The sequence below is a fragment of the Thalassospira sp. Z349TD_5 genome, assembly GCF_056173045.1.
On the sequence record NZ_CM149654.1, the window covers coordinates 3,046,154 to 3,062,979 of the forward strand.

Sequence of the window (16,826 nt, forward strand, 5' to 3'; positions counted from 1 at the left end):
CTGCAGGATAACCGATAGCCCCTACAGACCAAAAGGTTATTCCTGCAACAGGACGCGGGTTGGCAGACAGACAGAACGCCAACCCGACGGAACCGACCACGGGTACGGTGGTCGGTTCCTGGGGCCTGATTACGCTTCGGACGCTGCTTTTGCGCCTGAACCGCTTTCCTGTGTTTCCATGTAATGCTTGTCATCAATCGGACGGATCATTTTGTTGGCGATCAAGGCAATCCCCAACAGAGCCGCCATGGCATACATGGTGGTGTTATACAGACTTGAGGTTGGGTTGACCGTTCCAGCCGGTGCGATTTCCATCAGACGACCAATCGTAACGGTTTTCGCCGCAACCAATTGGTCAAGCTGTTCAAGACCTGCACCGAATTTGGCCTGGAAGGCCGCCGGATCAATCTTGGCGGCCAGATCCTTGATCGAATTGGTGACCGAGGTTTGACGCAACTGGGTAATGGCCAGCGGACCGAGCACACCAGCAGTACTCCAGGCAGTCAGAAGACGGCCATGGATGCCACCGACATATTTGGTGCCAAAGATATCGGCAAGATACGCCGGGATAGTTGCAAAGCCACCGCCATACATCGTGAAGATGATCATGGTCGCGGCATAGAACATCACGAGATATGTGACAGCCGGATTGACGCTGACCTGCTGTGCAGAATACGGGATCGACAGATACAGAATGATCCCAAGAATGACAAAGCAGTAATAGGTGTTCTTACGCCCGATATAATCCGAGATAGACGCCCAGAAGAACCGGCCACACATGTTAAAGACCGAAATCATAAACACATATGTTGCGGCAAAAGCCGAATTGACAATCAGAGGCAAAGTCGAGCCAAAGATTTCAAACATCATGGTTTTGGCAACGCCAATCACCCCGATGCCTGCGGTCACGTTAAAGCACAGCACAATCCAGATCAGATAGAATTGCGGGGTTTTAAGCGCCTGATCAATGTGAACATTTTTCTGCGTGATCATGCGTTTGGACGCAGCATCGGCAGTCGGTGGCGTCCAACCGGCTGGCAACCAGCCTTCACGTGGAACGCGGTAAGAGAACGACGCGATCAACATGACGATGAAGTAGGCAATACCAAGGGTAAAGAACGTTCCTGCAGCACCAGTGTTACCCGTGCCAGCGACATAAACGCCCTCTTCGATCGGAACCGGGGCGGCTGCGACCTGCGCGGCACCAGCGACAACGACTTCGACCATCTGGCCGCCGACTTCTGCCATGCGCTTGCCACCTTCGGTAACAAGGTTAACAGCACTTTCAGCACCAAGATATTGCGGCACCTGATAGAAAGCAGCCAGCAGGCTTTCCTTGATCGGGGTTGCGATCATCGCACCACCGCCAAAGCCCATGATCGCCATGCCGGTCGCCATGCCACGCCGATCAGGGAACCAGCGGATCAGGGTTGAAACCGGCGAAACATAACCGAGCCCAAGTCCGGCCCCGCCAATCACACCATATCCAAGATAAACCAGCCACAATTGGTGGGAGGCAATCCCAAGTCCGCCAACGATGAAACCACCGCCCCAGCAGAATGCGGCGACAACGCCGACCATGCGCGGACCAACTTCTTCAAGCCACTTGCCCCCAAATGCAGCAGCAAGACCAAGACTTACGATCGCAACAGAGAAAATCCATACGACGGATTGCAGGCCCCAGTCACCGGAGCTTGCCGCGACCACACCAAATTCCTTGATCAGGGCCGGGTTAAAGATACTCCAGGCATAGACAGAGCCGATGCACAGATGGATGGCGATAGATGCCGGTGGCACCTTCCAGCGGTTGAAATCGTCACCAGCGACGATATGTTCTTTTTTCAGCCGATCAAACATGAAGTTGTTTCCTCCCGGTAGTATGACTTTTTCTTGCCCGGACCATGCAGTTTCACCTGATGGTGCAGGGCAAACGCGGTTAGACCCCGAATTCTCAACGTGGCAATTGTCATGCCATTACCCGTTTTGGTTGATTCTCTGTCAGTTTTCGACACCAACCCGCCATATTGCAGCGCACGCATATGGACAAAATGTCCAAACATTCCAACCTGGAAAAACTCTAAACGGACAAAATGTCCACTCGCATTTGCAGCATTTTCGCCCAAAGCATGCGCTACGAGCTAGTGCTCAAAAATGAGCTCTTCGCACGATAAATCAGGGACATAAGAGAAGAACAAACCGGCCTTTCGACGGGACTAATCCCCCAAAAGTTTTGAGGTCAGGAATTTTGCCTTCTTGGATCTGCTCTGATATAGATGTGATTGTCTGAAACAGGTTAGGTTCGGTGCGGTTAGCCCGGCCCCCGCGACAGCGGGTCCTTCCGTTGCAAATTAACGGCCCAAGACTTTCAAGGCGTACGCAAGGTACGTATGCCAACAGAAAGGATTGGACATGCAACAACAGATTTCCGTCATAACCCTTGGCATAGCAGACCTCACGCGTTCACGTCGTTTTTATATCGACGGGTTTGGCTGGTCGCCTGTTTTTGAGAACAAAGAAATCATATTCTACCAAATGAATGGGTTTGTTCTGGGCACCTGGCTTGAAAAAGCCCTGATGAAGGACATGAACCGTCCTTCGGATGGATTGGCTTCGGCCCATGCATTGGCACACAATGTAGCCCGCAAGGAAGATGTAGAGCCCCTGATGCAACGATTGATCAATGCCGGTGGCAAGATGCTGCGACCCGCAGATCCGCCCGTGCATGGTGGCTTTAGGGGATATGTCGCGGATCCAGACGGTCACGCATGGGAAATCGCATGGAATACGGCTTGGACTATTGATGAACACGGCCATGTGACGTTTGGCCTTTAAACAGAGCCGCAATCCGACAACAGGTCCGGAATATCGCCGTGCATTTTTCGCGGATACTTTCCGGGCCTGTTGTCAGGTATCCGCCCGTGACCTTAGTCCGCCTCGGGCAGCCACACGGTAAATGTGGTGCCTGTACCAGGTACACTTTCAACGCGCATGTGACCGCCTTGGCGATCAATCAGCGTCTTGCTAATGGATAACCCAAGTCCGGTCCCTTCGCGACGTTTTGTCGTATAGAACGGATCGAAAATCCGGTTCAATACCTCTGCATCCATGCCGGTTCCGGTATCGCGCACCGTGATCTGGATACCGGGTTTCCCATGATGATCGACATCTTCGTCGATAAGAGTAAGCACCCCCTGCTCAGGCATGGCATGCAGGGCATTGACCATTAGATTGACCAGAACCTGTTGCAACTCGGTTCGGTTCATCAACACCAGACGGGCAGCCGTGCTTTGGCGGGCCACATCAATATCGGCCTTGCTCAGCAGATGTTGAACAAGGGGCAGGCAATCATCAATCACCTCTCCGACGATATGTCGTTCGACATAGCCTGCATATTCCTCAGGCTTGGCGAACTGCAGAAGCTTGGTGACAATCAGGTTGATGCGGTTGACCTGCTCGTCAATCAATCGCAGTTCGGTATCGGCGATACGCGCGTGCTCACCCAAAAGGTCGCGCAATACATCCAGATTACCTTGAAGAACCGCGACCGGATTGTTGATTTCATGCGCGACACCAGCAGTAATTTCGCCAATGGCCGCCAATTTTTCGGACATAATGAGCTGTTTGGTCGTACTTTCCAGTTGCCGGTTGGCTTCGCGAAGTTCACTGGTGCGCGCATCGACCCGTGCGTTGAGCTGATCATTCCAGGCCCGCAAACGTTTGTCGCGTTCCTGCACCTGATCAAGCAAATCATCAAGATGCTCGGCTACCAGTGAAATTTCATCCTGCACCTGATTAAGACCGGTACGGGCAGAAAAATCACCACTTTCAACCCGGTTAATCGTATTGGTCATCCGTTCAAGTGGCTTGAAAATACCGCGCGCCCAGCGCAGGAAGATCGGAACCGACAGGGCCGCGACAAACAAAAACGCCCCGATGATGATCAGAAGGCTTTCATATTTGGTCTGGGCAAAGGGGGCTTCAAGAAAACCGACATAAAGCATCCCTACCCGCTTGCCGAAACTATCTTTGATCGGCTCATAGGCTGAAATATACCAGTCATTGACGACAAAGGCCCGATCCAGCCAGACTTTGCCATCTTCAAGTACGGTTTTGCGCACGATACTCGATACCCGCGTCCCCAACGCACGGCGCTCGGCAAACAGGCGAACATTTGTGCTGACCCGGACATCATCAAGGAAAAGGGTGGCTGTGCCTTGGCTGCCTTCGGGCAGGCTGCTTTGGCGATAGACAAGGTCGTTGATCGTATCGATAAAGCCCAAATTCTGATTAAGCAAAATACCGCCGACCAGTGCCCCGTCCCTGCCGCTTGGCAAACTGACGTGACTTGCCGAGTGAACCACCATGCCCCGCGTTTCGGCATTGCGGGTGGTCGGCACGGCATTTGGCGTCTCAACCAGATCAAGCCGTGCACGTGCAGCCAAATCCGGGGAGATCGCATCAAGGTCGGCATTACTGAAAATATCGATACTGGTTGACGCCCTGCCGGCAAAGGCCGATGCAATCACCGGCCAATGAACGTCGGTGTCAGTATCTGGCCCGATGTTATCACCATCAATCAGATAGAGGAAATCAAGCCCAAGGTTCTCCTGATGGCTGACGAGCAAATCATTTACCGCATCCGGGTTACCCGACATCAAAACCGTGCGAAAGGCAACCGACTGCCCCAGCGACTGTATCTGTTCGCCGGTATTATCGAGAATATGGCTAAAATATTGATGGGCAATCGTCAGATCACCACTGACCTTGGAGGTCAGAAGCGCATCAAACTTTGAATTCCAGCGCACCATCATCACGCCAAGCAACAGTGGCAAGATGACCAGTGTCGGCAAAAGTGCGATCGCCAAAAGCTTAAAGCGAACCGATCTTGTGCGTTTTGGTCGCGGCGAGATCGACCGGCCAAACAGCTTCATCACAGATCCCAGCTGGCACATTTACGATCAATGGTCTTGCGCGACACACCAAGACGCCGCGACGCTTCGTTGCGATTACCCCCGGTTTTATGCAGCATCGCCAGAATGTGACGGCGCTCCATTTCATCAAGTGTCTCGTCGCCGTCCGCTTGTGATCCCTGATCGGCGCGTTCGTCACGAAACTCATCGGGGAACCGTCCAAGGATGAGGGTTCGTTCAATCAGGTTGCGCAATTCACGCACGTTCCCCGGCCAGCCATAGCGGGTCAATCCCGCGCGAACCGCCCCATCCATGGGCACCTGACGCACACCAAGCTGCTTGGACAGCTTGGTCATAAACAGATTGGCAAGTTCAAGCACATCATCGCCGCGATCATGAAGCGGCGGCATCTCGATATGCATGACATTGATGCGGTAAAACAAATCGGCACGAAAACGGCCTGCTTCGACTTCTTCTTCCAAATCCGCATTGGTGGCAAAGACAAAGCGCAAATCGACCGGCGCTTCGCGTTCCGCCCCCACGGGGCGGATACGGCGGCTTTCAATCGCGCGCAAAAGTTTGCTTTGGGTGGCCAGTGACAGTTCGCCGACTTCATCCAAAAACAATGTCCCGCCCTGCGCATGCATGAAAAGCCCGTCACGGGCGGAGTGCGCGCCGGTAAAGGCACCTTTTACATGACCAAACAGTTCGGCCTCAATCATCTCGGACGGAATGGCCGCACAGTTAATCGGCACGAACGGCTTTTCCGCCCGGTCGGATAATGCATGCAAGGAGCGCGCGGTGACTTCCTTACCAGTACCACTTTGCCCGGAAATCAGGATTGACGTTGGCAAGGGTGCAACACGGGCAATGGTTTCGCGGATTTCCTGAATTTGCGGGGAATAGCCAATCAGCCTATCACGCAGCAACACATGATCGGACGTTGCGCGTAATTCATGACGCAGAACATGGTTTTCACGGCGCAACCGCATGCGATCAAGACACCGCGCCACCGCGTTTAAAATCTGGTTGGAGCGAAATGGCTTCAGGACAAAATCAACAGCCCCCGCCCGCAACGCCTTAATCGCGGTATCAAGATCAGCATAGGCCGTCATCAGGATGGCATCAGAGAAAAAGCCAATTTCGCGCTGCTCGGTCAGCCACTCGACACCGCTTTTGCCCGGCATGATGTTATCAAGGATCACCACATCAAAATGATGCTGATCAAGCTTTTTGGTTGCTTCTTCGCAATCGGCGGCCTCTTCAACCCGTTTGGCGCGTGGGCCAAGAGTGCGCACCAGAAAATTGCGCATGCCCGGTTCGTCATCGACAACCAGTATCGATGCCTTTTCCAGCCACGGGCCAAATTCCGGACCCGGGCCGCCAAAACTATCATCATTCCCAACAGGCGGTTTTACGCCATTGGCCTCATCCAATGCGGTCGATCTCATGATGGTCCTCCGCTGATACTTATTTTTGTTTTTTAAAAGCTTAGATCAGCAACGATGGAAAAGCAAAACCGTTGATGGCAATGATTGAGGGTCAACCAAAAACATCAGGAATCCGCAAAACGTCAAAAGGGCAGCATAATGAGCCTGTGTGAAAACAGGATTCCCAAGCGTTGTCTGATTTGAGAAACTGCCCGGAGGATGAATTTCGGGCAGTTTTTTTTATGTCAGGCTTTATCGAAGGAACCAGTCGCGAACAGGGAACACTTTTCCCGGACCGGCTTGATGATCTTGTTGCCGATGACAATGGGGTGCGGGTGATTGATGCCTTTGTCTTGGCCCTTGATCTACAGGCACTGGGTTTTGTCCGGGTGCAGCCAAAGGCGACAGGTCGTCCGGGCTATCATCCTTGCGTTCTTCTGAAATTGTATCTGTATGGCTATCTGAACCGTTTGCGTTCGAGCCGGGGGCTGGAACGCGAATGCCACCGCAATATCGAACTTTTGTGGCTGCTGGACCGTTTGGCCCCTGATTTCAAGACGATTGCCGATTTCCGCCGAACGAACCGGGAGGGGATAGGCCGGGTTTGTCGCAGTCTTGTGCTGTTTCTGCGCGGGGAAGGGCTGATCGCGGGTCAGTGCCTGGCCGTGGACGGATCGAAATTCCAGGCAGATACCAGTCCGCAAAAAGTCTGGACGAAGTCACAGCTTCAAAAGCGGATCGCCGATATTGACCGGCAAATATCGGACTATCTCGCAGAGATGGACGCCATTGACCATAGCCAGAATGCTACGGATGGCCCGTCGGACACCCCGTCGGACGTCCCGGGCGGCACAGGAGGTAAAACAGGTGATGTGCGTGCAACCCTTGCAAAGTTGCGCGCGCAGAAAGCCGATCTGGCCCAGTCGGTGCTTCTGATGGACGAGATGGGACAGACACAGGTGGTTATCGGAGATGGGGATGCCCGGATCATGCGATCAGGCAAAGGCCGGATTGTCGGCTACAATCTTCAGTCTGCGGTCGATGATGCCCACGGGCTGATCGCTCATCATGAAGTGACACAGGCGACATCGGACCAGAATGAATTGCATCGGGTCGCCAAAGCAGCAAAGGACGTGCTTGAGCGCACAAAGATAGATATTCTGGCCGATGCGGGCTATGCCGATGCAGAGCAGATCGCGGCCTGTGACGAAGATGGCATCACCGCTTTTGTTCCCCATCCTCATAATGCTGCCCTTTGCGATCTATCGTATGGCGTTCGACGTGCGGTTTACTTCGGGATCACAGCGGTTGCTTCGATCTCGATCATGGCTTCGTCTTCGACCAATGCACTGACCACAACCATGGTCATCGCCGGGAAATTCTTGCCAAGGACGCGGCGATAGGCCTGGCCGACTTCGCGCTGTTTGGCGAGATATTCCTGTTTGTCGGTGACATACCATGTCAATCGCGTCAGATGCTCCGGACTGCCCCCACCTGCTTCCAGAACGGCCAGAATATTGATCAGTGCCTGCTCCATCTGACCGACGAAATCCTTGGCAACGAAAACCTGATCAGCGTTCCAGCCAATCTGTCCTCCGATATACAACGTGGCACCTTCTGCCAACACACCGTTTGCGTATCCCTTGGGCTCTTTCCATCCATCTGGCTGAACGATTTTATGCATTTTTTTCTACCACTTGATTGATTTCTTTTTCGATTTTGGCACGCAAATCATCGGGCCATGCCACTGACTTTCCGGCGCCTCTTTTCGTAAACACCAGTGTGAGCGTTGTTTTCAGGCGTTGCTCGTCGCCTGAATGCGCGGTTATTTCCAGCTCCAAGCTAGACCGTCCGATCCGAAGTGGTGTCAGACGAAACTCAAGCACATCACCAAGCATGCTTGGTGCGGTAAAGGCAATGCTGAGCCCCGCGGTTGGAACCGCCACCTGCATCGGCCCGTGCATGGTTGGAAAACCGCAGCCAATCACGACATCGAACCATTCTTCGACCGTGGCATTCACCATCTCGAAATAGCGGGGGTAAAAGACAATCCCGGCTGGATCACAATGCTGAAACAGGACCTTTTGCCGATAGGTAAATACCGCCATATCAGATCCCCAAATACCGGTCAGCAAGCGCATCGGTCAGTTCATTGACCGCACCGCTCCAGGCCGTGACGCCCTTTTCGACAATCACATAGCGATCCGCGACACCCGAAAGTTCCTTAAGCGACTTATCCACCACCAAAATGGTCAGACCTGATTGCTTAAGCTGATTGATTGCTGCCCAGATTTCCTGACGGACCACCGGCGCCAACCCCTCGGTTGCTTCATCCAAAATCAAAAGACGAGGATTGGTCATCAATGCACGGCCAATCGCCAACATTTGCTGTTCGCCGCCTGAAAGCGTCATCGCCTTTTGCTCACGCCGTTCGGCAAGACGCGGAAACAACCCCGCCACCCGGTAGAAATCCCATTCACCCGGACGAGCAGCCGCTATCAGGTTTTCCATGACGGTTAAACGGGCAAAGCATCGGCGGCCTTCGGGCACCAGACCTAGCCCCAAGCGGGCCGCTTTGTGCGATGGCATTTTTGCCAAGTCCTGTCCAGCAAACCGGATTACCCCATCGCGATGTTCCATCATGCGACAGATGGTTTTGATTGTGGTCGTCTTGCCCATGCCGTTACGGCCCATAAGAGCAACGGCTTCGCCTTCATTCAGCGACAGATCAATGCCAAACAAGGCCTGCGATGCGCCGTAAAACGCGGTCACACCACTAAGTTCGAGAAGTGCAGACATATCAGGCTTCCTCCCCGAGATAGGCACGTTTGACATCATCATTCCCGCGAATGTCATCAACAGTACCGGTCGCAATGACACGGCCATAAACCAGAACCGAAATCCGGTCGGCCAAGGCAAAAACCGCATCCATGTCATGTTCGACCAGAAGGATCGGGGCCTGTGCGCGCAAACCATCAAGGAATCCGGTCAGACGTTTGGAGCCCTCTGGTCCCATGCCCGCCATCGGTTCATCCAACAGAAATGCACGTGGTTCAAGGGCAAGGGCTACCGCCATTTCCAACTGACGACGTTCGCCATGTGAAATATCGGCCGCGCGCATTTCCGCACGATCCGCAAGACCAACCCTTTCAAGCTGCGCCATTGCCGGTTCTACAAGCGACTTGTCACTCAGCACCGGGCGGAAGAAACGAAAGACCTTCCCGCTGACTGACTGGCGAGCGAGCATCACGTTCTGCAGAACCGAGAACTCCGGCATCAGGGACGACACCTGAAACGTTCTGGCAAGGCCCATGCGCGACCGTTGGACCGCGTCCAAGGCATTAATGTGCTGACCGTTAAAATGAATGTCACCGCTATCAGATTTGATCTCGCCCGCGATCTGTTTGATCAGGGTGGATTTTCCCGCCCCGTTCGGCCCGATCAGTGCGTGGATTTCCCCCGCACGCAGATCAAGCGTTACGCTGTCACTAGCCAGAAGGGACCCAAACTGCTTGGTGATGTTTGACAGTGAAAGAATGGGATCAGACATGTTTGCGTTCCCCCGCCAAAACACCGACAAGGCCACCGCGCGCGAACAAAACCACGATGAGCAACAACACACCCAGCGGCAATTGCCAGAATTCCCAAACCCCGCCAAGCAGATGTTCAAGAATAATGTACAGCCCCGCCCCGGCCAGCGGGCCGAACAAGCGCCCAACCCCACCGAGAATGACAAACACCATGATTTCACCTGACATATGCCAAGACATCATCGACGGGCTCACAAAACGGTTGAGGTCGGCATAAAGTGCGCCGGCCAACGCCGTGATCATCGCCGAGATCACAAACGCCACCAGACGAATGCGAAACGGTGCAATCCCCACGGCCGTCATACGCTGGCTGTTCTGGCGAGCGCCCTGAAGGGCAAGACCAAACCGCGAACGGATCAAAACGGCCGAAAATGCGATCGCAAGACCCAGCATCACGGCACAGAGTGCAAAATAACTGATCGGATCAAGGGTATTGAGCCCCGGGAACCCGTTGCGCACATAGATCGACAGGCCGTCTTCCCCGCCATATGCAGGCCAGGAAATCGCGAAGTAATAGATCATCTGCGCAAACGCCAGCGTGATCATGATGAAGTAAACGCCGCTTGTGCGCAGCGTAATCGCCCCAATAGCCAAGGCAATAATCGCCGATGCCAGCAGCGCGACGATCCAGATAATGATCATCTGGGTCGTGCCTTCGATCTCGAACGGCCATGTCATGATCGGTTCGTAATTCAGCGCATGGCTGGCAAGTATCCCCGCCGCATAGCCGCCAATTCCGAAGAACGCCGCATGGCCAAACGACACAAGCCCGCCATAGCCAAGCACAAGGTTAAGGCCTACCCCCGCCATGGCAAAAATCGCCACCTTGGTTGCCAGGGTAATGATGAACGGCTCATCCATGCCCAGCGCAATCAATGGGACAATCACCAGCGCCAGACCAAGGATACAGTTGATAAAGGTTTCGCGGTTCATGGTCATATCAGGCTTCCGTCCCGAACAAACCGCTTGGCCGCAGGAACAAAACCAGCGCCATAACGATATAAATCAACATTGATGCAAGGGCGGACCCAATGGCCGTCGCACTTGCCGGATCAAGAAAGGTTGCAAACGCATGGGGCAACAAAAACCGACCCATCGTATCGGTAAAGCCAACAAGAAGGGATCCGACCAGCGCGCCCTTGATCGAGCCAATCCCACCAATCACAATCACAACGAATGCCAGAATAAGCACCGGTTCGCCCATGCCGACCTGAACCGATTGGGTTGTCCCTACAAATGCCCCGGCAAGCCCGGCCAAGGCGGCCCCAAGGGCAAAGACAATTGTATAAAGGCGATCAATATCCACCCCCAAGGCGGCGATCATGCCGCGATCAGCTTCACCAGCTCGAATGCGAATACCAAGACGGGTTTTACCAATCAGCAGGAACAATCCCGCCGCCACGGCAAAACCGGCAATAATGATCGCAAGACGGAACAGCGGATATTGGAAATCACCGGGCATCACAACAGTGCCCGTCAAAAACTCGGGAACGCTTAGAAACAATGGGAAGGATCCGAAAATCCAGCGTGTGCCTTCGGAAAAAATCAAAATAAGGGCAAAAGTCGCCAGAACCTGATCAAGGTGATCACGGTTATAAAGACGGCGAATAATCAGTATCTCAACCAGCGCGCCGGCAATGGCCGCCGCCATCAGGCTAGCAACAAGACCAAGCCAGAACGAACCGGTCCATGCCGCAACCGCTGCACAAGCAAATGCGCCAACCATATAGAGCGAGCCATGGGCCAGATTAATCAGCCCCATTACACCGAAAACAAGCGTCAGCCCAGATGCCATCAAAAACAGCATCACACCGGACTGAAGGCCGTTTAGCAGCTGCTCCAGGAAAAGAGTGAACATTATTGGAAACTCCGTCACAAGGTGGTCGGGGCCGTAAACCGTTATGGGCAACGGCCCCCACCGACTTGTCAGCCCGTGATTACATCGAGCATTCCGATGCATAGGCATCGGCATGATCTTTAAGGGCAACGCCAACGATCTTGTTGGTCAGAACGTCGCCTTCTTTAACGACTTCACGAACATAGATGTCCTGAATCGGATGCTGGTTCGGACCAAAGACAAACTTGCCACGGACCGAATTGAAATCAGCCGCCCGCAAAGCATCGCGGAATGCTTCCTTGTCATTGACATTTGCTTTGCCCATTGCTGAAAGCAGCAGGTTTGCAGTGTCAAAACCATAAGATGCATAGAGCGACGGCAGACGGTCATATTCAGCAACGAAGCTTTCGACGAATGCCTTGTTGGTCGCATTGTCGATGTCTTTTGACCAGTTCGAGGTGTTTTTCACACCAAGAGCTGCATCACCAACTGCACCAAGAATGCCCTGATCCATCGAAAATGCCGGACCGATCAGCGGAATATCCACACCCGACTGAGCATACTGTTTCATGAACGCAATGCCCATGCCGCCCGGCAGGAAGAAGAAGACGCTGTCAGCACCCGACGCACGGATTTCAGCAATTTCGGCGGCGTAATCTGTCTGACCAAGCTTGGTGTAAACTTCGCCTGCGATGTCGCCAAAGAAGAAGCGTTTGAACCCAGCCAGAGAATCTTTACCCGCCGGATAGTTCGGTGCGAGGATAAAGGCGTTTTCATACCCGGCACTCGACGCATAGCCACCGGCTGCTTCGTGCAGGTTGTCATTCTGGTAAGAAACGCTGAAATAGTTCGCGTTACAGCCTTTGCCTGCCAACTGCGACGGTGCCGCATTGACGGAAAGATAGAATTTGTCCTGTGCAACCGCGGACGGCACCACAGCCATGGCAAGGTTCGACCAGATAATACCGGTCAGAACATCAACCTTTTCCTGCTGGATCATTTTATCAGCAAGCTGGACAGCGACGTCCGGTTTGCGCTGATCATCTTCGATCACGACTTCCAGATCGGAATTGTTTGCTTGTTTAACCGCCAGCATAAAGCCGTCACGTGCATCAATACCCAAACTGGCACCACCGCCCGAAAGTGTGGTGATCATGCCTACCTTTACCGGATCGGCCTGCGCCGCCCCAGCAACAAACAACGCAGCAACAGCTGCAATGGTTGTCTTAATACCCTTCATTTAAGCCTCCGTGTTTATACATTTTATTCGTTTAGCAACACGTTGATCCCACGACATTTATGTCTTTGTGCGTCGTGGTTTTAACGAACTTGATGCCTGCCCCTGATCTTGCAGTATTTGCATCATGCCCGTCCATCCTCAAAGCGTGGTTCGCACCCGCCAGAGTTCCGGAAACAGTTCTACTTCCAGCATTTTCTTAAGGTAACTGACGCCACCCGTGCCACCGGTCCCGCGTTTAAAACCAATAACGCGTTCAACAGTGGTCACATGGTTAAAGCGCCAGCGACGGAAGTAGTCTTCAAAATCCACCAGCTTTTCAGCCAGTTCATACAGCGACCAGTATTTGGTTGGATTGCTGTAAACCTTGTGCCAGGCCGCAATCACGGCGTCATCTGGCGTATAGGGTTGCGAAACATCACGTCCAAGAACATGATCAGGAAGATCAATGCCTTCGCCCGCCAAAAGACCCAACGCCGCATCATACAGACTGGGCGTTGCCAGTTCTTGTTTCAGCAACTCAAGAATGTCTTCGCGATGGGCATGCGGGCGTAACATCGCGTGATTGCGGTTGCCCAACATGAATTCGATCTGACGATACTGATGGGACTGAAACCCCGATGACGGACCAAGCGCATCGCGAAACGTCGTATAGTCGCTTGGCGTCATGGTGCGCAAAACGTCCCATGCGTTGTTAAGCTGCTCGAAAATCCGCGACACGCGCGCCAACATCTTAAACGCCGGGCGGAAATCCCCCTTACCCATGACGCCGCGGGCCGCACTGATTTCACGGATCGCAAGCTTCATCCAAAGCTCGGACGTTTGATGCTGAATGATGAACAACATTTCGTCATGGGCATCCGACTTGGGATGCTGGGCCGTCAGGATCGCATCAAGCGACAGGTAATCGCCATAGGACATCTGATCGGAAAAATCCGTGCGTGCGCCTTCGTTGCTGGGATCATATGGTTTGGTTTGCTTGGCCATGATCAGGTCACCGCGTTGCGTTTATGGAATTCCGGCTGATCCCATGATTTGGTTTCCATGATCTCGGCCAGAATTTTAACCGCACCATCGACATCACCATTATCGATATAAAGTGGGGTAAACCCGAAACGAATGATATCGGGTGCGCGGAAATCACCAATCACGCCGCGTGCGATCAAGGCCTGCATCACGGCATATCCCTGATCAAACTTGAACGACACCTGTGAACCACGATGTTGTGGATCACGCGGGCTTGCCAGTTCCAGCATCGAACAGGATGCCTCGACACCCGCAATAAACTGCTCGCACAGCTCGATACTGCGTGTGCGGATATCAGCCATGTCAACGCCGTTCCATGCCTTCATGGCTTCTTCAAGCACCGTCATCTGAATAACCGGTGGTGTGCCAACCCGCATGCGTGAAACATCCGGGGCCGGCGTATAATCACGGTCAAAGGCAAATGGGGCAGCATGGCCCAACCATCCAGACAATGCCGGTCGGATGGTTTTGGCGTGATCGGGCCGGACATAAATGAATGCCGGGGCACCAGGACCGCCATTAAGATATTTGTAGGTACAGCCAACGGCAAAATCCGCGTTGCATCCAGTCAGGTCAACCGGCACAGCCCCCGCCGAATGCGCTAGGTCCCAGATCACAATCGCCCCCGCCTTATGGGCAAGATCGGTAATGCGTTTCATGTCATGCATACGCCCGGTGCGATAATCGACCTGGGTCAGCATCAAGACAGCAAGGCCTTCGTTGATCAGGCTTTCGACATCTTCGGGGTTTGGTGTTTTAAGCACATGCCCCTTATCGAGACTTTTGATCAGGCCATCGGCCATATAAAGGTCAGTCGGGAAATTCCCGTTGTCCGATACAATAACCTTACGATCCGGGCGCAGTTCCAGCGCACTTGCCAGTGCCTGATACACCTTGATCGACAGGGTATCGCCCATGACCACGGTACCGGGAGCCGCCCCAATCAAACGCGCGACAAGATTGCCAACACGTTCGGGTTGCGCCATCCATTTGGCATCATTCCAGCCCCGGATCAGCATTTCCCCCCATTCATCCTCGATCATCGTCTTGGCGCGATTTGCGGCCGACTTTGGCATCATGCCAAGCGAGTTCCCGTCAAGGTAAATGACACCTTTGGGAATATGGAACAGGGATTTGGTGGCGGCGAAATCGATCATGCAGACATGTCCTGTTTCAGTCTAAAGCGCTGAATTTTTCCAGTCGCGGTTTTTGGCAGTGTCTCGATAAAGACGATGGAACGCGGGTATTTAAACGGCGCGATCGTCGCTTTTACATGATCTTGCAACTGTTTGGCCATCTCGGGTGTCGGGTGAAAACCGTCTGCCAGAACGATATGGGCCTGAACAATGGTGCCGCGTTCTTCATTCGGTGCACCAATGACCGCACATTCGGCAACAGCTACGTGGGACAACAAGGCGGCCTCGACTTCCGGACCGGCGATGTTGTAACCCGACGAGACGATCATATCGTCATTGCGTGCAGCAAAGTGATAGTAGCCATCCTCATCAACAAAGAACGCATCCCCTGTCAGGTTCCAGCCATCACGCACATACGTGCACTGACGCACATCATCAAGATAACGACACCCCGTCGGTCCGCGCACCGCAAGCCTGCCAACCGTTCCGACCGGAACTTCATTCATATCGTAGTCAACGATTTTGGCTTCATATCCACCAACCGGGCGCCCCGTACAGGCAGGATGACTGTCACCAAACCGGTTGGAGATAAAGATATGAAGCATCTCGGTCGCGCCAATACCATCAAGCATCGGTTTGCCGGTTTTTTCCATCCAGGCATCATAAACCGGCGCTGGCAGAGTTTCGCCTGCCGAAACCGCCGCACGCAGGGATGACAAATCAGCCCCTTCTTCCATCGCCGATAACATCACGCGATAGGCGGTCGGCGCGGTAAAGCACACCGTCGCCTTATAGGTTTCGATGATCTCGATCATGTTGGGAGGGGACGCTTTTTCAAGCAAGGTCGCAGTCGCCCCAAAGCGCAGTGGGAAAATGGCAAGTCCGCCCAGACCAAATGTAAAGGCAAGGGGGGGCGATCCGACAAACACATCATCAGGCGTTACATTCAGCACTTCCTTGGCATAGCCATCGGCAATGATCAGAAGATCACGATGGAAATGCATGGTTGCCTTGGGGCTGCCGGTCGTGCCCGAGGTAAACCCAAGCAAGGCCACGTCATCGCGCCCGGTTTTAACCGCTTCGAATTTGACCGATTTGGTCAAGGCGATGCGGTCAAGCTCGGCGTCGTGATTGGCGGTACCATCAAATCCGATAACCTTTTTAAGGAATTTGCTGTCCTTGGCACAGGCGACCATCTCATCCATCAGGCGCGTGTCACATAGGGCAAATTCAATCTCCGCCTTCTCGACAATCTGGGCCAGTTCGCCAGACCGCAGCATCGGCATGGTATTGACCACAACTGCGCCGGCCTTGGTCGCTGCCAGCCAGCAGGCCACCATCGCCGGATTATTGGCCGAGCGGATCAAAATACGGTTGCCCGGCTTAACGCCGTAATCTTCGGCCAGCGCGTGGGCAATGCGGTTGGTCCAGTCTGCCAGTTCCTTATAGGTCCGCTGGCGACCATTGCCAATCAGGGCGGTGTTATCGCCAAAACCCTGTTCGACCATTTTGTCGGTCAGTTCGACCCCGGCATTCAGATATTCGGGATACTCAAACTTGTCCAAATTGAACTCTGGCCAGTCTGCCACCGGTGGCAAATTGTCCCGTGTGAATTGATCAGTATGTGCAGTCGGTCCAAGCATTGTAAAGCCCCTGATAA

15 protein-coding genes are annotated in these 16,826 nt (G+C 53.6%); 2 read left to right on the forward strand and 13 right to left on the reverse strand.

Going from position 1 to position 16,826, the window contains the following annotated elements; all coding sequences use genetic code 11:
* Positions 1-129: 129 nt before the first annotated feature.
* A complete protein-coding gene (locus AC0VXT_RS14145; protein WP_475545934.1) occupies positions 130-1,857 on the reverse strand; it encodes an OFA family MFS transporter in 1,728 nt (575 codons plus the stop codon).
* A 552-nt stretch (positions 1,858-2,409) separates the two neighbouring features.
* On the opposite strand from AC0VXT_RS14145, the gene AC0VXT_RS14150 reads away from it, so the two are divergent.
* Complete coding sequence (locus AC0VXT_RS14150; RefSeq protein WP_475545935.1) at positions 2,410-2,832, forward strand: VOC family protein; 423 nt, start codon at positions 2,410-2,412, stop codon at positions 2,830-2,832.
* A gap of 92 nt (positions 2,833-2,924) precedes the next feature.
* Here the strand turns inward: AC0VXT_RS14150 and AC0VXT_RS14155 are convergent, their stop codons facing one another.
* On the reverse strand, positions 2,925-4,931 hold the full coding sequence (locus AC0VXT_RS14155) for a sensor histidine kinase (RefSeq protein WP_475545936.1): 2,007 nt from the start codon (positions 4,929-4,931) through the stop codon (positions 2,925-2,927).
* Positions 4,931-6,361 carry a sigma-54-dependent transcriptional regulator gene (locus AC0VXT_RS14160; RefSeq protein ID WP_102782436.1) on the reverse strand — a complete coding sequence of 477 codons (1,431 nt, stop codon included), beginning with the start codon at positions 6,359-6,361 and terminating at the stop codon, positions 4,931-4,933. The genes AC0VXT_RS14155 and AC0VXT_RS14160 overlap by 1 nt, the downstream gene beginning before the upstream one ends.
* 221 nt (positions 6,362-6,582) lie before the next feature.
* Here AC0VXT_RS14160 and AC0VXT_RS14165 point away from each other — a divergent pair, with 221 nt between their 5' ends.
* Positions 6,583-7,743, forward strand: coding sequence for a transposase (locus tag AC0VXT_RS14165; protein WP_475545937.1), 1,161 nt, complete (start codon positions 6,583-6,585; stop codon positions 7,741-7,743).
* On the opposite strand, the gene AC0VXT_RS14170 is transcribed toward AC0VXT_RS14165, so the two are convergent.
* From AC0VXT_RS14170 to AC0VXT_RS14215, 10 genes are all read right to left on the reverse strand, one after another.
* A complete protein-coding gene (locus tag AC0VXT_RS14170) occupies positions 7,629-8,024 on the reverse strand; it encodes a RidA family protein (protein WP_475545938.1) in 396 nt (131 codons plus the stop codon). The two genes, AC0VXT_RS14165 and AC0VXT_RS14170, sit on opposite strands and share 115 nt — an antisense overlap.
* Positions 8,017-8,448 (reverse strand): acyl-CoA thioesterase, encoded by a 432-nt coding sequence (locus tag AC0VXT_RS14175; protein ID WP_475545939.1) that lies wholly within the window; start codon positions 8,446-8,448, stop codon positions 8,017-8,019. Before AC0VXT_RS14175 ends, AC0VXT_RS14170 begins: the two co-directional genes overlap by 8 nt.
* A 1-nt stretch (position 8,449) precedes the next feature.
* Positions 8,450-9,139, reverse strand: a complete 690-nt coding sequence (locus AC0VXT_RS14180) for an ABC transporter ATP-binding protein (RefSeq protein ID WP_475545940.1) — start codon at positions 9,137-9,139, stop codon at positions 8,450-8,452.
* A gap of 1 nt (position 9,140) precedes the next feature.
* Positions 9,141-9,890 carry an ABC transporter ATP-binding protein gene (locus AC0VXT_RS14185; RefSeq protein ID WP_475545941.1) on the reverse strand — a complete coding sequence of 250 codons (750 nt, stop codon included), beginning with the start codon at positions 9,888-9,890 and terminating at the stop codon, positions 9,141-9,143.
* Positions 9,883-10,869 carry a branched-chain amino acid ABC transporter permease gene (locus tag AC0VXT_RS14190; protein ID WP_022733363.1) on the reverse strand — a complete coding sequence of 329 codons (987 nt, stop codon included), beginning with the start codon at positions 10,867-10,869 and terminating at the stop codon, positions 9,883-9,885. Before AC0VXT_RS14190 ends, AC0VXT_RS14185 begins: the two co-directional genes overlap by 8 nt.
* Before the next feature lies 1 nt (position 10,870).
* A complete protein-coding gene (locus tag AC0VXT_RS14195) occupies positions 10,871-11,788 on the reverse strand; it encodes a branched-chain amino acid ABC transporter permease (protein WP_181951533.1) in 918 nt (305 codons plus the stop codon).
* Positions 11,789-11,867: 79 nt separating this feature from the next.
* Positions 11,868-13,007: an ABC transporter substrate-binding protein gene (locus tag AC0VXT_RS14200; protein ID WP_475545942.1), complete on the reverse strand. Its 1,140-nt coding sequence runs from the start codon at positions 13,005-13,007 to the stop codon at positions 11,868-11,870.
* Positions 13,008-13,145: 138 nt separating this feature from the next.
* Positions 13,146-13,991, reverse strand: coding sequence for a tryptophan 2,3-dioxygenase (gene kynA / locus AC0VXT_RS14205; RefSeq protein ID WP_475545943.1), 846 nt, complete (start codon positions 13,989-13,991; stop codon positions 13,146-13,148).
* 2 nt (positions 13,992-13,993) lie between these two features.
* Complete coding sequence (gene kynU / locus AC0VXT_RS14210) at positions 13,994-15,187, reverse strand: kynureninase (RefSeq protein ID WP_475545944.1); 1,194 nt, start codon at positions 15,185-15,187, stop codon at positions 13,994-13,996.
* Complete coding sequence (locus AC0VXT_RS14215) at positions 15,184-16,809, reverse strand: AMP-binding protein (RefSeq protein WP_475545945.1); 1,626 nt, start codon at positions 16,807-16,809, stop codon at positions 15,184-15,186. The genes kynU and AC0VXT_RS14215 overlap by 4 nt, the downstream gene beginning before the upstream one ends.
* Between the last annotated feature and the right edge of the window lie 17 nt (positions 16,810-16,826).